General features: G+C 58.0%; 15 protein-coding genes. 5 read left to right on the top strand and 10 right to left on the bottom strand.

The window, feature by feature from the left end:
• Positions 1-4 precede the first annotated feature (4 nt).
• The 9 genes from hflC to amaB all read right to left on the bottom strand — a co-directional run bounded on the left by hflC (position 5) and on the right by amaB (position 11,177).
• Entirely contained in the window at positions 5-886 is an 882-nt protein-coding gene (gene hflC / locus AC1MDT_RS24595; protein ID WP_480419349.1) for a protease modulator HflC, read from the bottom strand.
• The gene (gene hflK, locus AC1MDT_RS24590; RefSeq protein WP_480419348.1) at positions 883-1,917 is read right to left on the bottom strand and encodes an FtsH protease activity modulator HflK; all 1,035 of its coding nucleotides are present in this window, start codon (positions 1,915-1,917) and stop codon (positions 883-885) included. Before hflK ends, hflC begins: the two co-directional genes overlap by 4 nt.
• Positions 1,918-2,754: 837 nt before the next feature.
• Positions 2,755-3,471 carry an ABC transporter ATP-binding protein gene (locus tag AC1MDT_RS24585; protein WP_480419347.1) on the bottom strand — a complete coding sequence of 239 codons (717 nt, stop codon included), beginning with the start codon at positions 3,469-3,471 and terminating at the stop codon, positions 2,755-2,757.
• Entirely contained in the window at positions 3,468-4,343 is an 876-nt protein-coding gene (locus AC1MDT_RS24580; RefSeq protein WP_480419346.1) for an ABC transporter ATP-binding protein, read from the bottom strand. Before AC1MDT_RS24580 ends, AC1MDT_RS24585 begins: the two co-directional genes overlap by 4 nt.
• Positions 4,340-5,638, bottom strand: a complete 1,299-nt coding sequence (livM, locus tag AC1MDT_RS24575) for a high-affinity branched-chain amino acid ABC transporter permease LivM (protein ID WP_480419345.1) — start codon at positions 5,636-5,638, stop codon at positions 4,340-4,342. The genes AC1MDT_RS24580 and livM overlap by 4 nt, the downstream gene beginning before the upstream one ends.
• Positions 5,639-5,640: 2 nt before the next feature.
• Complete coding sequence (locus tag AC1MDT_RS24570; protein WP_201116463.1) at positions 5,641-6,555, bottom strand: ABC transporter permease subunit; 915 nt, start codon at positions 6,553-6,555, stop codon at positions 5,641-5,643.
• Positions 6,556-6,747: 192 nt separating this feature from the next.
• Positions 6,748-7,881, bottom strand: a complete 1,134-nt coding sequence (locus AC1MDT_RS24565; RefSeq protein WP_480419344.1) for a branched-chain amino acid ABC transporter substrate-binding protein — start codon at positions 7,879-7,881, stop codon at positions 6,748-6,750.
• Between the two features lie 382 nt (positions 7,882-8,263).
• Positions 8,264-9,547: an L-pipecolate oxidase gene (gene amaA / locus AC1MDT_RS24560; protein WP_480419343.1), complete on the bottom strand. Its 1,284-nt coding sequence runs from the start codon at positions 9,545-9,547 to the stop codon at positions 8,264-8,266.
• 139 nt (positions 9,548-9,686) lie between these two features.
• Entirely contained in the window at positions 9,687-11,177 is a 1,491-nt protein-coding gene (amaB, locus tag AC1MDT_RS24555; protein WP_480419342.1) for an L-piperidine-6-carboxylate dehydrogenase, read from the bottom strand.
• Between the two features lie 175 nt (positions 11,178-11,352).
• Here amaB and AC1MDT_RS24550 point away from each other — a divergent pair, with 175 nt between their 5' ends.
• The 3 genes from AC1MDT_RS24550 to nadE all read left to right on the top strand — a co-directional run bounded on the left by AC1MDT_RS24550 (position 11,353) and on the right by nadE (position 14,554).
• Positions 11,353-12,258, top strand: coding sequence for a LysR family transcriptional regulator (locus tag AC1MDT_RS24550; protein WP_480419341.1), 906 nt, complete (start codon positions 11,353-11,355; stop codon positions 12,256-12,258).
• Between the two features lie 237 nt (positions 12,259-12,495).
• Positions 12,496-13,722: a nicotinate phosphoribosyltransferase gene (gene pncB / locus AC1MDT_RS24545; RefSeq protein WP_480419340.1), complete on the top strand. Its 1,227-nt coding sequence runs from the start codon at positions 12,496-12,498 to the stop codon at positions 13,720-13,722.
• A gap of 4 nt (positions 13,723-13,726) precedes the next feature.
• Entirely contained in the window at positions 13,727-14,554 is an 828-nt protein-coding gene (gene nadE, locus AC1MDT_RS24540; RefSeq protein WP_480419339.1) for an ammonia-dependent NAD(+) synthetase, read from the top strand.
• Positions 14,555-14,718: 164 nt separating this feature from the next.
• Here nadE and azu read toward each other — a convergent pair whose 3' ends face one another.
• Positions 14,719-15,165, bottom strand: a complete 447-nt coding sequence (gene azu, locus AC1MDT_RS24535) for an azurin (protein WP_480419338.1) — start codon at positions 15,163-15,165, stop codon at positions 14,719-14,721.
• A 342-nt stretch (positions 15,166-15,507) separates the two neighbouring features.
• Here azu and AC1MDT_RS24530 point away from each other — a divergent pair, with 342 nt between their 5' ends.
• Complete coding sequence (locus AC1MDT_RS24530; protein WP_480419337.1) at positions 15,508-16,095, top strand: LOG family protein; 588 nt, start codon at positions 15,508-15,510, stop codon at positions 16,093-16,095.
• A gap of 68 nt (positions 16,096-16,163) precedes the next feature.
• On the top strand, positions 16,164-16,355 hold the full coding sequence (locus AC1MDT_RS24525; protein ID WP_201115125.1) for a hypothetical protein: 192 nt from the start codon (positions 16,164-16,166) through the stop codon (positions 16,353-16,355).
• The last annotated feature ends 153 nt before the right edge of the window (positions 16,356-16,508 follow it).

Here is a 16,508-nt window from a genome sequence, read left to right as displayed (position 1 = left end):
ATCGCTACTTGCCGCTGGTCGTTGCCGGCCCGTTCCGAAACTGCTTGAGAAACTCCGCATCCGGTGTCAGTACCAGCATCGGCTGACTGTCAGACAGCGCCTGACGGTAGGTCTGCAACGACCTGTACAGCTTGTAGAATTCCGGGTCTTTGCTAAACGCTGCCGAGAGAATCTGGTTGGCCGCCGCATCCGCTTCACCATGAGTGATTGCCGACTGGCGCTGGACCTCGGACAACAACACCGTGCGATCCCGATCGGCCTTGGCCTGGATCTGCTGCGCCCATTCAAACCCTTGCGCACGCAGCTCCTTGGCCTCGCGTTGGCGCTCGGATTTCATCCGGTCGTAAATCGCCTGACTGGCCTCCAGCGGCAGATCGGCACGGTGCAGACGCACCTCCGTCACGTCGATGCCGAGTGCGCGGGCTTTGTCGGCCACGTCTTTCTCGATGATCGCGACTTCCTGCTGACGGGCCGGTGACAACAGCGAACGCAGTGATATTTCGCCCAACTCACGCCGCAGCGAGGAACTGACCATTTGCGTCAGCTGCGCATTAGCTTGATCGAGGGTTCCGACCGCCTGATAAAACCGCAGTGGGTCGCTGATGCGAAAACGCGTATAGGTCTCGACCTCGATACGCTTCTGGTCGCCGAGAATCACTTGTTCGGCCGGTGATGCCAGGGTTTGCAGACGGCTGTCGTAAAACACAATGGAGTCGCTGAACGGCACCTTGAACTTGAGCCCCGGCTCCCCGGCAACGCCCATCGGTGCGCCAAAGCGGATGATCAGTGCCTGCTGTGATTCATCGACGACATAGGCCGACGCGACCAATGCCCAGAGCGCGAGTGCGGCGATAACCATGGCCAGTCGTTTGAAGGTGCGGTTCATGGTCGGGCGTCCTTTTGCAGCGGCTTGCCGGGCTCGCTCAGCGGCATGTACGGCACGACCCCGGACATGCCCTTGCCGGAGGAGTCGATGATGACTTTGGAAGCCTTTTTCAGGACCTCATCCATGCTTTCCATGTACAGGCGCCAGGCAGTGACGTCTTTGGATTGCACGTAGCTGTTGTAAACAGAAAGAAACCGCTTGGCCTCGCCCTCGGCCAGGTTGCCGACTTGTGCCTGGTAAGCTTCGGCATCCTGAGTGATACGCGCCGCGTCGCCACGGGCGCGGGGAATCACGTCATTGGCATAGGCTTCGGCTTCGTTGCGAGCGCGCTCCTGGTCGGCGCGGGCCCGCTGCACATCGTTGAACGCATCGATCACCTGTGGCGGCGGATCGACCCGTTGCAGTTGTACCTGGGTGACCAAAATCCCGGCCTGCTCACGGTCCAGCAATTGCTGCAGCAAGTCCCGGGTTTCATCAGCGATCTGCGCACGCTTGTCGGACATCACCGACTGAATCGGGGTACGCCCGATCACCTCGCGCAGCGCGCTTTCGGCCGCCAGTTTCACCGAGCGCTCCGGGTCGCTGATTTTAAACAGGTACAGTCGCGCGTCCTTGATCCGCCAGAATACCGTGCAATCGGCTTCGACGATGTTCTCGTCACCGGTGAGCATCTGCTTGTCGCGCGCGCCATTGCTCGCAGCGCTCTGCACACTGGTATTGGTGCCCAGTTGCAGCTGATTGACCTGAGTGATTTTGGGTAACAGGACGGTTTCGACAGGATAGGGCAAGTGATAGTGCAGCCCTGATTCGGCAGTCTGCTGCCAACGCCCGAAGCGCAGCACAATGCCCTGCTCATCCGGCTCAACCTTGTAGATGCCGGAGCTGATCCAGGCCAGTAAAAGCAGCCCGCCAATCAGTGCGAGCCCTCGCCCACCGAGGTCCATCACGGCCAGATCGTAGCCCATTCGCTTGAACAACCGACGCATCGGGCTGACGGGCTCGACAGGAGCAAAGGCGGGACTATCGATCATGCTATGGCTCCATGTCGTCAATTGACGAGCGCCCATTCGGGGGCGCCAAAGCGCGCAGAGTAACTGAACCCAAAACCGCGAAAATGAACATTCCTTCATGTACACTGTACAAAAAACGATCAGTTCCGTCAGCGCCATGCCGACTGTGGCTTGTAGCCAACTACACGCACCTTATCCACAGCCCCATCCACACATTCCGGGGGCAAGTGCAAAAGCTGAAACCCGCTGTGGACAAGGCTTTACGGGCAGATTACAAATTTTTTTGCTTGACCCTCGACTGTTGCGTGTGTTGCCTGAGGAAGTCTGCGCGGATTTCCGGCCAAACCTGCGATGGCGGCGGGCCAGTAACTACGGCCTTCAGCCGAGTCTTTCCAGAGTTTAACCACAGACTTATCCACAGGCTGACACCCCCTCTTTCAGTGCGTTTTTACCGTCAACAAAAAGGTTGACAAAGCCGCCTCCCGGCCGCGTAAAAACGCCTGATCAAAAAACAACCACAACCCTGCAAGCCACGGTTTAAAAGGCGTCCAGCCAGCTACTCCCACGTTATTCACAGCCAGCTCCACAGCAAACGGGGACAAGTCAAAACCGTGACAAAACAACTATTTGCAGCGGCTTTATGTCGCGCTTCCAGAGCTTGTGAATATTGTTTTCCACAATTTCTGTGGGAGCGAGCCTGCTCGCGATGGACGTCACGATAACGCGAGCATTCTGGATGAATGCGTCGTCCTGAAGACCTTCGCGAGCAAGCTCGCTCCTACAGGGGATTGTGGTGAATTGGAGATGGAAAAAAGCCCCGGCGATTGCGCGCCGAGGCTGTGGGTATTTCAGCGGAGATCAATGCCCGCCGAGATAAGCGTTGCGCACCTCATCGTTGACCAGCAGCTCCTTGCCGGTGCCCGTGAGACGAATCTCGCCGTTGACCATCACATACGCCCGATCCGACAGCTTCAACGCGTGGTTGGCGTTCTGCTCGACCAGGAAGATGGTCATCCCGGTACTTGCCAGTTCCCGCAGGGTGGCGAAGATCTGCTTCACCACGATCGGTGCCAGGCCCAGGCTCGGCTCATCGAGCAACAGCAGTTTCGGCCGGCTCATCAAGGCCCGAGCGATGGCGAGCATTTGCTGTTCACCGCCGGACATGGTCATGGCCCGCTGGGTACGTCGTTCCTTGAGCCGTGGAAACAGCTCGAACATGCGCTGCATGTCCTCGGCGGCATATTTGTCACCGATAGGAATGGTGCCCATCAGCAGGTTTTCCTCGACGGTCATGTCAGGGAACACCCGCCGCCCTTCCGGCGATTGAGCGATGCCGTTGGACGCGATGTAATGGGACGTCTTGTGAGTGATGTCTACGCCCTGATAGAGGATCTCGCCGTTCGCCGCACGCGGCTGACCAAAGATCGACATCAACAGCGTCGACTTACCCGCGCCGTTGGAGCCGATGAGGCTGACGGTTTCACCTTCGTTGATGTGCAACGAGACTTTCTTCAGGGCCTGGATCTGCCCGTAGAACACGTCGATCTCTTTCAGTTCGAGGATCGGTTGACTCATACCAGCTCCTCTTCATCAGCACCCAGGTAGGCGGCAATCACTTTCGGATCGTTGCGGATCGCTTGAGGGTCACCCTCGGCGATCACGTTGCCGTGGTCCAGCACCACAATGTGGTCGGAAATGCTCATTACCATGCCCATGTCGTGTTCAATCAGCACCACCGTAATGTCGTGGTCGTCACGCAGATGTCGAATCATCGCGCTGAGCGCCTCGGTTTCCTGCGGGTTGAGGCCCGCCGCCGGTTCGTCCAGGCAAATGATCTTGGGCCGGGTGCACATGGCCCGGGCAATTTCCAGGCGGCGCTGCTGGCCGTAGGAAAGCTCACCGGCCAGGCGGTTGGCGCAGTCCACCAGATCGACCACCTCCAGCCAGTAGAAGGCATGGTCCAAAGCGTCGCTTTCGGCCTTGCGGTAGCCTTTGGTGTTGAGAATGCCGGACAGCAAGTTGCGGTTGACCCACATGTGCTGGGCCACCAGCAGGTTCTCGATCACCGACATTTCCCTGAACAGGCGAATGTTCTGGAAGGTCCGCGCCAGGCCGGCACGGTTGATCAGGTGCGTGCCACCGAACATCTTGTAGCGGAGCCGGCTGATGAAGCTTTTCGGCGAAACGAAATCGGTCGCCTTGAACGGTTCCCCGAGCATTTTGATGACGTTGGTTTTCTGGCCGCGGGCATTGAGTTCGATATGCCCGCCAGAGGCTTTGTAAAACCCGGTCAGGCAGTTGAACACGGTAGTCTTGCCTGCGCCGTTGGGGCCGATCAACGCGAAGATCGAGTTGCGTTTGACCTTCAGGCTGACGTCGCTCAGGGCTTTGATGCCACCAAAGTGCATCATCAGGTTGTCTACCGAGAGAATGACTTCATCGCTCATGACGCGCTCCTCTCAGTCAAGGCACCTTTACGTGGGGTTACACCGGTACGGCTGATCCGAATCAGGCCGCGCGGTTTCCAGATCATCATCAGTACCATGAGGATGCCGAACAGCAACACGCGGTATTCCGCGAAGCTGCGCAGCAGTTCCGGGGCGACCGTCAGCACGAATGCGGCGATCACCACACCGACGGTCGACCCCATGCCGCCGAGCACGACGATGGCGAGGATCAAGGCCGATTCGAAGAACGTGAACGAGGTCGGGTTGACGAAACCTTGATAGCTGGCGAAAAACACACCCGCCAGACCGGCGGTGGAAGCCCCCAGGGTAAAGGCCGACAGCTTGACCAAAACGTGGTTGAGGCCCATGGCACGGCAGGCGATTTCATCTTCGCGCAAGGCCTCCCAGGCACGCCCGACCGGCATGCGAGTCAGACGATGCTTGATGTACAGCACCAGCATCACGATGAGGAACAACACGCCGTAGATGAACATGAATTTTACGTTCGGGTTGTATTCGGTCCCGAAGAATTCATGGAAGGGTATCCCGCCATCCTTTGCCACACGCGTGAACTCGATACCGAAGAACGACGGTGATGGCACCGGCATACCGTTAGGCCCACCCGTGAAGGACAGCCAGTTGGTCAGTATCAGGCGAATGATTTCACCGAAGCCCAGGGTCACGATGGCCAGATAGTCACCGTGCATGCGTAACACGGGAAAGCCGAGTATGCAGCCGGCCAGCGCCGCCATGAGTGCCGACAGCGGCAACACGGTCCAGAAGCCCAGGCCAAGGTAGTGATAACCCAGTGCCAGGCCATAGGCGCCGATGGCATAGAACGCCACGTAACCCAAGTCGAGCAGGCCTGCCAGACCGACCACGATGTTCAGGCCAAGGCCCAGCAACACGTAGATCAGCCCCAGGATCACCACCGTCAGCAGGTACTTGTCGGCGAAGATCGGAAACACAATAGCGATCACGATCAAAGCCGGGATAATGAAGCGCAGCCGCGACTTGAAATCAGGCGCCAACACATGCACGCCGGAGCCGACGACTTCAAAGCTTTGATGAACCTTCACGCCCTTGGGGGTCTGCAAAAACAGGCTCAAGGCAAAACGCCCGATCATCACCGCCCCGACCATCCAGGCCACACGCGTCGGCTGCAGGTTGTAGCTATAGCCTTCAAGCACTACGCCCACGATCGGGCCGAAGACAATCAAGGCAATCAACCCGGCCAGAACGGTGTCGATCAGGCTTTTTTTGATATCGATAGGTTTGTTATTAGCGTCGGACATACTTATACCTTCGCCACGAGTGGGCGACCCAACAGGCCTTGAGGACGGAAGATCAGGATCATTACCAGCAGCGAGAAGCTGAAGACATCCTTGTAGTCAGAATTGATCACGCCGGAAAACAGCGACTCGGAAACCCCGAGAATGATCCCGCCGAGCATGGCGCCGGGCAGCGAACCAATCCCGCCGAGCACCGCAGCGGTGAAGGCTTTGATGCCGATCACGAAGCCTGCGTAGAAATCGAAGGTCCCGTAGTTCACCGTGATCAAGACACCGGCCAGCGCAGCCATGGCGGCACCGATGATGAACACGTAGGAAATCACCCGGTCGGTATTGATCCCGAGGATCGAGGCCATCTTGCGGTCTTGTTGGGTCGCACGACACATGCGCCCCAACTTGGTGTACTTGATGATGTAGGTCAGCAGGGCCATCCCGACAAACGCTGCGACCAGAATAAAGATCTTGGTGTAGGTGATCTGCACGAAACCGGTACCGATATCGAATCTCAGCCCACCGCTCAGCAGCGTAGGAATACCCTGCTGCCGTGAACCCTGAGCGATCTGTGCGTAGTTCTGCAGGATCAGGGAAACGCCGATAGCACTGATCAGCGGTGCCAGTCGGGTGGAGTTGCGCAGCGGTTTGTACGCGATGCGTTCGATGACCCAGCCATACACGCCGGTCACAAAGACAGTGAACAGCAGAGTACCCAGGATCAACAACGGAAAGGATTCGACACCGAAGTAGGACAGCAGAGCCAGGCTGATCGCCGCGAGGTACGCGGAAATCATATACACCTCGCCATGGGCGAAGTTGATCATGCCGATGATGCCGTAGACCATTGTGTAGCCGATGGCGATCAGGCCGTAGACCGACCCAAGAGTCAAACCGTTGATAACTTGTTGCAGGAAAATACCGTCCATCATGCACTCTCACTAACTTGAGAGGCCACCGCGAACCCGGTGTCGATGAGCCCTTGTGAGGCGCACCTTACCGGCTTCATGTGGCTCAGAAGAAAAATACCGGGTCGGCATGATTGCAGAACCCATGACCCAAGCCGGGCCTGCGCCCCCCCGACGACTATCGAGAGAAGCAGGCCAGGCGATGCACTTATCTCACTTCTGTTTTTCCAGCTGGTGGTATTTGCCCGCAGCATCCCACTGGTAAACCACGTAGTCGGAGATCTTCAGGTCGCCCTTGCCATCCCATTCCTTCTTGCCCATCACGGTTTCCACCGGGTGCGCTTTCAGCCATTTAGCCGCGTCTTCACCTTTGTTCGACTTGGCACCGTTGAAGCCGGCCGCCAGGGCTTGTACCGAGGCGTAGGCGTACAAGGTGTAGCCTTCAGGCTCGTAACCGGACTTGCGGAAGGTTTCCACGACAGCCTTGCTGTCTGGAATCAGGCGCGGGTCAGCGCCGAAGGTCATGTACACGCCGTCGACGTATGGAGCACCACCGGCAGTCGTCACCATTTCGTCAGTCACGATGCCGTCATCGGACATGAACTTGACGTCTTTCAGACCTTGCTCACGCAGCTGGTGGACCAGTGGGCCGGCTTCCGGATGCAGGCCGCCGAAGTAAAGGACATCAGCCCCTACCGAACGGACCTTGGTGATCAGGGCGCTGAAATCTTTCTCGCCGCGGGTCAGGCCTTCTTCAAGCACCGGTTTCACGCCACGTGCGGTCAACTGCTTGGCTGTCGCGTCCGCCAGGCCTTTACCGTAGGTGTCTTTGTCATTGATGACGGCAACTTTCTTGCCTTTCAGGACGTCGACGATGTAGTTAGCCGCGACGATACCTTGCTGGTCATCACGCCCGCACATACGCATCATTGCAGGCAGGCCGCGCTCGGTGACCGCCGGGTTGGTAGAGCCCGGAGTGATTGCGATGATGCCTGCGTCGGAGTAGACCTCAGAAGCAGGGATGGTCGACGACGAGCAGAAGTGCCCGACAACGCCAATCACCTTGTCCTGCACCATTTTGTTCGCGACAGCCACAGCCTGTTTCGGTTCGCAGGCGTCATCGCCCTGGACCAGTACGATTTTTTCGCCGTTGATGCCGCCCTTGGCGTTGATTGCATCCGCCGCCGCTTGCGCGCCTTTCATGTATTGCAAGCCGAAGGAAGCGCTAGGACCGGTCATCGGACCTGCCACACCAATTTTGACATCAGCCTGAACAAACGAAGAAACACCCAATGCACTAGCGACTGCCAGTGCCAGAAAACCCTTTCTGTAGAACGTCTGCGACATGTGATGGTGCTCCTGAGGTTTTTTTAGTTAGCACAGCTACTTCAGCGGAAGCTTTGATTCAGCTACAAAGCGCAGAGCAAGTGGCGTGCCATCGGTTTTTTATTCTTCAAAAAGTCGCTGCTTTATTGTTATTTCGACTGTTTCGTTCCCATTTTTATTGGGCGTGCAACCGTCTAAACCGCTGAAGGTGAAACCATTTATTTTTGAAGGCGCAACCCTCGTGCGCCATCATTGCAACCGCGGCGATAAACGACGTGCAACCACCCTGTAACAACGTGCGTCACCGAAGTGCACACTGCTGGTGCGAAACTGCTACAACTCGCACCATCACAGGCTAGTCGCTGCGCCGAAAAACGCCGCTCCCAACTGCAAAATTCAACAATCAAATAACGATCCGCAAGCACTGGCCTGCGTGATACAGCGAAAACCCGGCTTCGTATAAGCAACTGCGCAACCCCACACCGGCCAGTGGCTGCATAGGGGCGAAGGGAATCGGTAGCGCCTGAGGATTTCCGTTACACAGATAATCGGCAAAGGCTTTGCCGACGACCGTACCCGTCGTTACACCCCGCCCGTTGTAACCAGTGACTGCCACTAAACCGGGCGCCGGTTCGAACAGGCGCATCAAATGGTCGGGAGTAAACGCGATGCAACCGGTCCAGGTGCACTCCCACTCCACGGGTTTGAGGTACGGAAAGTAGTGCTTCTGAACCCGGTCGGCCCAGGCTTTGAGGAACCAGGCCGGCTTCTGATTGCCATTACCCAGACTGCCGAGCAACAGGCGACCGTCTTTGTCCCGGCGAATGCTGCTGAGTACCTGACGCGTGTCCCAGGAGCCCTGTCCACCGGGCAGGATTCGTTGTGCAGCCTCGTCTGTCAGCGGCACCGAAGCCACTTGATAGTAATAACCGGGGAAGAAATTGCGTCGCAGCTCGGTCCAGTCGCCTTCTGTGTAGGCGTTGGAGGCAATCACCACTTGCTCGGCCAGCACCGAACCCTGGGCCGTCTGAACCGACCAGCGCTGGCCTTGACGTTCGAGTCGGGTCACCGGTGAATGATCGAACAGCTGACCGCCGAGGCCGATGGCCGCTTTGGCCAGCCCAGTCGTATAGGCCATCGGATTGAGGGTGCCAGCACGTCGATCAAGTAAGGCGGCAGCGATTTTTTGGGTGCCGGTCGCTTGTTCGCAGGCTTTCCCCGTCAGCAGCTCCACCGGCGCCCCGCGACGTTTCCATTGTTCTTCACGACTGCGCAGATCGGCTTCGCCACGGGCGTTGTGCGCCATGTGCAGCGTGCCTTCGCGGCGCAACTGGCAATCGATGTTGTACTTGTCCACAAGGCTGAACACCAGGGACGGCGCGGCGCCAAGCATGCGATTGAGCTGGCTGCCCACCGCTTCGCCGAAACCGGCTTCAATATCGTCCGGTGCAATCCACATCCCGGCGTTGACCAGGCCGACGTTGCGCCCCGAACCGCCATGACCGGCGCGATGCGCTTCCAGCACACACACCGTTTTGCCCTGCTCCAGCAGATGCACCGCCGCCGACAGCCCGGTGAAACCAGCGCCGATGACGCAGACATCAACCTTGACTTCACCCTTGAGCGCCGCGTTATCAGGCCTTTGCGGCGTCAGTTTTTCCCACAGACACTCTTCGCGTAACGGCATTGCCAGACTCCAACAGAAACCTAACCAACACACCATTTTGTAGGAGCGAGCTTGCTCGCGATGGGCGCCAACGATAACGCGTGCTTGCTGCTTAAACGCGTTGTCCTGACGTTTTTCGCGAGCAAGCTCGCTCCTACAATTAGTCGAACGTAATACCCTGAGCCAGTGGCAGCTCCAGCGAGTAGTTCACGGTATTGGTCTGACGGCGCATGTAGCCGCGCCATGCATCGGAGCCCGACTCACGACCACCGCCGGTTTCTTTCTCACCGCCAAACGCACCGCCGATTTCCGCACCGCTCGGGCCGATGTTGACGTTGGCGATGCCGCAGTCGCTGCCGACCGCCGACATGAATTGCTCGGCTTCACGCACGTCGGTGGTGAAGATGCACGACGACAGGCCTTGAGGCACGGCGTTGTTCAGGCGCAGGGCTTCGGCGAAATCGCTGTAACCGACCACGTACAGGATCGGCGCGAACGTTTCATGGCACACCACGTCGCTCTGCTCCGGCATTTCGACGATGGCTGGCGACACGTAGTAAGCGTTGGGGTATTTGTCTTCCAGCTGACGCTTGCCGCCGAACACCCGGCCACCTTCGCTCAAGGCTTGTTCCAGGGCGTCTTGCATGCTGTCGAAGCTGTGTTTGTCGATCAGCGGGCCGATCAGATTGCCTTCCAGCGGATTGCCGATGCGCACTTTGGAATAAGCGGCTTTCAGCCGGGTGACGATCTCTTCCTTCACCGACTCATGAGCAATCAGGCGGCGCAGCGTGGTGCAGCGCTGGCCGGCGGTGCCGACGGCGCTGAACAGAATGGCGCGAACGGCCATGTCCAGGTCGGCGCTTGGGCCGAGGATCATCGCGTTATTGCCGCCCAGCTCAAGAATGCTTCGCGCGAAACGTGCGGCGATTTTCGGCGCCACTTCACGGCCCATGCGGGTGCTGCCGGTGGCGCTGATCAAGGCGACACGCGGGTCATCGACCAGGGCTTCGCCAGCATCGCGACCGCCGATAATCACCTGGCTCAGATGCGCAGGCGCATCGCTGAAGTTTTTCAGCACGCGGTCAAACAGCGCCTGGCACGCCAGGGCGGTCAACGGGGTTTTCTCGGACGGTTTCCAGATCACCGGGTTGCCGCAGACCAGCGCCAGCGTGGTGTTCCACGCCCAGACCGCCACCGGAAAGTTGAACGCGCTGATCACGCCGACGATGCCCAGCGGGTGCCAGGTTTCGCGCATGTGGTGGCCAGGGCGCTCGGACGCGATGGTCAAACCGTACAACTGACGGGACAAACCGACCGCGAAATCGCAGATATCGATCATTTCCTGCACTTCACCCAGGCCTTCCTGAGTGATCTTGCCGGCTTCCCAGGACACCAGCTCGCCCAGATCAGCCTTGTATTCGCGCAGAATATCGCCCAACTGGCGCACCAGTTCGCCACGGCGTGGTGCAGGGACCTTGCGCCACAGTTCGAACGCATGATCTGCGCGACTGATGTGCTGCTCGACTTCAGCGGCGCCTTCCCAATTCACAGCAGCGATCTGGCTGCCATCGATCGGCGAATGCACCGGCACTTTGCCGTTCTGGTACAGGGCCGGGTTCACACCTAGACGATCAAGCAATGCGGCAACCATGGGGTCACTCCTCAAGCAAAAAACAGAAAACGTACAGCCGGATTAATCCGGCTGATCAGACCTGTAGTTTTAGCTCCCCAGAGGTTAGCCAACAAACGACCTTTAAGAGAGATATCATTCCGTTTATTCATGCTGCGAATTGCTGGTAAGTAAGAAACAAGAAAAAGGACAAGCCATGCTGAATAAACGCTACCTGCCGTCGATCACCGCACTGCAGTGTTTCGAGGCCGTGACCCGGCATTTGAGCTTCACACGGGCCGCCGAAGAACTGAACCTGACCCAGAGCGCCGTCAGTAAACAGGTCGCGCAACTCGAAGAGTTGCTGCAGCACCTGCTGTTCCGCCGGGTGCGTCGACGCCTGCAAATGACGCCGGCCGGTGATCTGTACCTGGTGGAAGTACGAAAAATCCTCACCCAAGTCGAGATGTCGACCCATTACCTGCGCTCCTACGGCGGTGACACCGAAGTCTTGCGCGTTTCCACACCACCGACGTTCGGTGCGCGCTGGCTGGTGCCACGATTGAAAGGCTGGCGCCTGCGCCATCCGTCGATCCATCTAGATCTGTGCAGTGAGCAGGAAGCTGACGATTTGCTGCAAGGTCGCAGCGACCTGGCGTTTTACTTCGGCCAAGGCTCACGTCCCGGCACCGAATGCCTGAAATTGTTCAGCGAAGAGCTGGTTCCTGTGTGTGCGCCGGGCAGCCTGCCTGACACGCCGTTCACCGACCCTACCCAACTCACCGACCTGGTCCTGCTGCAAAACGCCTCGCGCCCACAGGCCTGGCACGACTGGTTCGACAGCCAGGGCTACCACACCGAACACAGCTATCACGGCCCGCGTTTCGAAACCTTTTATATGTGTATCCGCGCGGCCCAGGTTGGCTGTGGCGTGGCGCTATTGCCACGCTTTCTGGTGGAAGAGGAATTGGCCGACGGCAAACTGGTCATTCCCTGGACGCATGCGATGCCCAGCAGCGATGCCTATTACCTGGCGTATCCGGAGCATTCGGCGGAGGTGCCCAAGGTGAGGGATTTTGTGAAGTGGATGCTGGAGCAGATTGATAGTCCGGACATACTGTAAATTCAGGGTTGCACCCAATACCTGTGGGAGCGAGCTTGCTCGCGAAGGGGGGCGGCACATTCAAGATCAATATTGACTGGCACTACGCTTTCGCGAGCAAGCTCGCTCCCACAGGGATCGGCTGCGATCTAAAAAAACGCTGGCAAAGCGGGCAGCTGATATGCGCCACTAGCCCTCTTCATTGAAACAGCTGCAACGTCGCTGCCACGAGCCGCGGCCAGCCTGGAGAACCCCATTATGAGCGAGAGTGTGTTTGCCGATCGCATCGTGCAGAACCTGCTCGACACCGACTTCTACAAACTGACGATGATGCAGGCGGTGCTGCACAACTACCCGAACGTAGAAGTTGAATGGGAGTTTCGTTGCCGTAACAGTGAAGATTTGCGCCCGTACCTGGCGGAGATTCGTTTCCAGATCGAGCGCCTGGCCGAGTTGAGCCTGACCGCCGACCAGTTGAGTTTCATGGAGCGCATCAGCTTCATGAAGCCGGACTTCCTGCGTTTTCTCGGGTTGTTTCGCTTCAACCTGCGCTACATCCACACCGGAATCGAAAACGGCGAGTTGTTCATTCGTCTGCGCGGGCCGTGGTTGCATGTGATCCTGTTCGAAGTGCCGCTGTTGTCGATTGTCAGCGAAGTGCGCAATCGCTACCGCTACCGCGAAATCGTTCTGGAACAGGCCCGCGAGCAGCTCTATCGCAAGTTCGACTGGCTGAGCGCCAATGCCAGCAGCGACGAATTGTCCGAATTGCAGGTAGCCGATTTCGGCACTCGCCGTCGCTTCTCGTACCGCGTGCAGGAAGAAGTGGTGAACGTGCTCAAGCACGATTTCCCCGGACGTTTCGTCGGCACCAGCAATGTGCATTTGTCCCGGGAACTGGACATGAAACCACTGGGGACTATGGCCCATGAGTGGATCATGGCGCACCAGCAACTCGGCCCACGGCTGATCGACAGCCAGATTGCCGCCCTCGATTGCTGGGTTCGCGAATATCGCGGTTTGCTGGGGATCGCCCTGACCGATTGCATCACCACCGATGCATTTCTCAACGATTTCGATCTGTACTTTGCCAAGCTCTTCGACGGCCTGCGCCACGATTCCGGGGATCCCGTGATCTGGGCAGAAAAAGCCATCGCCCACTATCACAAGCTCGGCATCGACCCGATGAGCAAGACGCTGGTGTTCTCGGACAGCCTGACACTGCCCAAGTCGCTGGAAATATTCCGGGCATTACACGGTCGGATCAATGTCAGCTTCGGTATCGGCACCAACCTGACGTGCGATATTCCAGGTGTCGAACCGATGAGCATCGTGCTTAAAATGGCAGCCTGCAACGGCCAACCGGTGGCAAAAATCTCCGACGAGCCAGGCAAGACTCACTGCAAAGACCCGAATTTCGTCGCCTATTTGCGACACGTTTTCAAAGTTCCTGCCGCCCTTTCCAGCACATTAAGCAAGGAGTGAATTCATGCAAGCCGTACAGCGTGAGATTGCTGAGCAGCTCAAGGTTCAACCGCCATTTGCCGACCAGGCCGCCCTTGAGGCTGAAATCGCTCGGCGCATCACCTTTATCCAGGATTGCCTGGTCAATTCCGGGCTCAAGACCCTGGTATTGGGCATTAGCGGTGGTGTCGATTCCCTGACGGCCGGCCTGCTGGCCCAACGCGCCATGCGTGAGCTGCGCACCCGCAGCGGTGACGACAGCTACAAGTTCATCGCCGTGCGCCTGCCGTATGAAACCCAGTTCGATGAACACGACGCCCAGGCCTCGGTGGATTTCATCGCCCCGGACGAACGCCACACCGTGAACATCGGCCCGGCCGTCAAATCCCTGGCCAATGAAGTCGCAGCGTTCGAAGGCAAGCACGCCGTCTCGGTGGACTTCGTCCTCGGCAACACCAAGGCGCGGATGCGCATGGTCGCCCAATACACCATCGCTGGTGCGGCCCATGGCCTGGTGATCGGCACTGACCATGCAGCGGAAGCGGTGATGGGTTTCTTCACCAAATTCGGTGATGGAGCCTGCGATCTGGCACCGCTGAGTGGCCTGGTGAAAAACCAGGTTCGGGCCATCGCCCGCCGATTCGGCGCGCCGGAATCGCTGGTGGAAAAAGTCCCGACCGCCGACCTGGAAGACCTGTCGCCCGGCAAACCGGATGAAGCCTCCCATGGTGTGACGTATGCCGAAATTGACGCGTTCCTGCACGGCGAGCCCGTGCACGAGGAAGCGTTCAAGATCATCTGCGACACGTACAAAAAGACCCATCACAAGCGCGTGATGCCGTTTGCCCCGTAAACAAGATGGCGTCTGTGCCGACGCTTTCGCGAGCAGGCTCGCTCCCACAAGGGCAACGCTGTACCTGTGGGACCGAGCCTGCTCGCGAAGAACGATGACTCGGTCAAATGCCAGGCACAAAAAAAGCGTCCCATGTGGACGCTTTTTTTATGAGCCGGATCTGATTACTTCAGGGTAACCGTGCCTTTCATCATCGAGATGTGGCCAGGGAACGAGCAGAAGAAGCCGTACTTCTCGGCGGCATCGAGCTTCGACACGTCGAAGGTCACCGAGTCGGTCTCCTTGGCACCAATGACTTTGGTGTGAGCGATGATGCGTGCGTCGCCGTCAGGCAGGTAGTTCTTGTCGATGCCTGCGGACAAACCAGCGGTAGCAATCGCCTGCATATCGGCCTCTTTGCTCAGAACCCAGTTATGACCCATGATATTTTTCGGCATGCTGCCCGAGTGGGTCAGCTCCACCGTGAATGTCTTGCAGCTTTTGTCGATTTCAATGGCTGTCGTGTTGTAAGTCATTTGGTCAGTGGAATCGATGGTGGTCTTGCACTCGGCAGCCATCAATTGACTGCTGGCCAGCGTCAGCAGGGATACCGCAACAAGTTTGGCAAACATGGTGAATCTCCAAGACTGGGTTAACAAAAATGCGAATGGACAGAAGACTGCCTGAAAACTTCGCAACTTCCTATGACCTGAATCAAAAATTGTATACAACTTTCGGGCTATGACCCCAATCGAAACAATCTACCAACCAGACGTCTAGGGCGGCCCTATCATCAGGTCGTACTACTCAACTGGAGTGTCTGTCATGTCCATCAATAGTCTGTTGTGCAGTTTGCTCGCCGCTTATGCCTGTGGCGCCAGTGGCACCTACGAAACACCCCCGCGCGAAGTTTAGACCTTGGAACGCCGATTGCCTGCCTTTACTCTGTCGCCATCCTGACCATGGAGTAAGGCATGTCTTTAACGTCTGTTTGTGTATTTTGCGGTGCCAGCGCCGGCGCCAACCCGGCTTATCGTGAAGCGGCTGTCGCCCTCGGGCGCGCATTGGCCGAGCGCAAGTTGACCCTGGTCTATGGCGGCGGTGCCGTCGGGCTGATGGGGATCGTGGCCGATGCCGCACTGGCGGCGGGTGGCGAAGTGATCGGGATCATCCCGCAAAGCCTCAAAGACAAGGAAATCGGTCACGCCGGCCTGACTCGACTGGAAGTGGTCGATGGCATGCATGCGCGCAAGGCGCGGATGGCCGAACTCAGCGACGCATTCATCGCACTGCCCGGCGGGCTGGGCACGCTGGAAGAGCTGTTTGAAGTCTGGACGTGGGGCCAGCTTGGCTACCACGGCAAACCGCTCGGTCTGCTGGAAGTGAACGGCTTCTACAGCAAGTTGACGGCTTTTCTTGATCATATCGTCGGCGAAGGCTTCGTTCGTGAACCACACCGTGACATGCTGCAAGTGAGCGAATCGCCGCAAACCCTGCTCGATGCCCTGGACGCCTGGCAACCCTCGGTCCAGCCAAAATGGGCCGAGCAAAAACCCAGCTAACGGCTCGGCACCGATACAGGGCAGAATATGCGCCGCTCAACCTCACCTTCGACCCCAGAGGATCGCCCATGGCTAAACCTAATTATTCCTTCGCCAAACGTCAGAGAGACTTGGCCAAGGAGCAGAAGAAAGAGGAAAAGCTTCAGCGCAAGAAAGCTACAGCTGAAGAAGAAGCCGCCGCACTGAACCCCGATGCAGAAGGTGAAGTGGCCGCAGAAAGTGATGTTGAAGCACCGAAAGATCAGGCGCCCGACGCCTGAGACCCTCAGGGCCCGATGATCTGATCAGGCCCACCGGATCTGTGTCCAGGGTCAGCAGAACCTTTGCTGACCCTCACAGGCCAATCTGAAATCCCACACATCCCCCCTGTAGGAGCGAGCTTGCTCGCGATGGTCGTCAACGATAACGCTGCC

Source organism: Pseudomonas sp. ASL7, assembly GCF_056680375.1.
The sequence above is the reverse complement of the archived record's forward strand: the minus strand, read 5'-3'. Positions and strand labels throughout refer to the sequence as shown.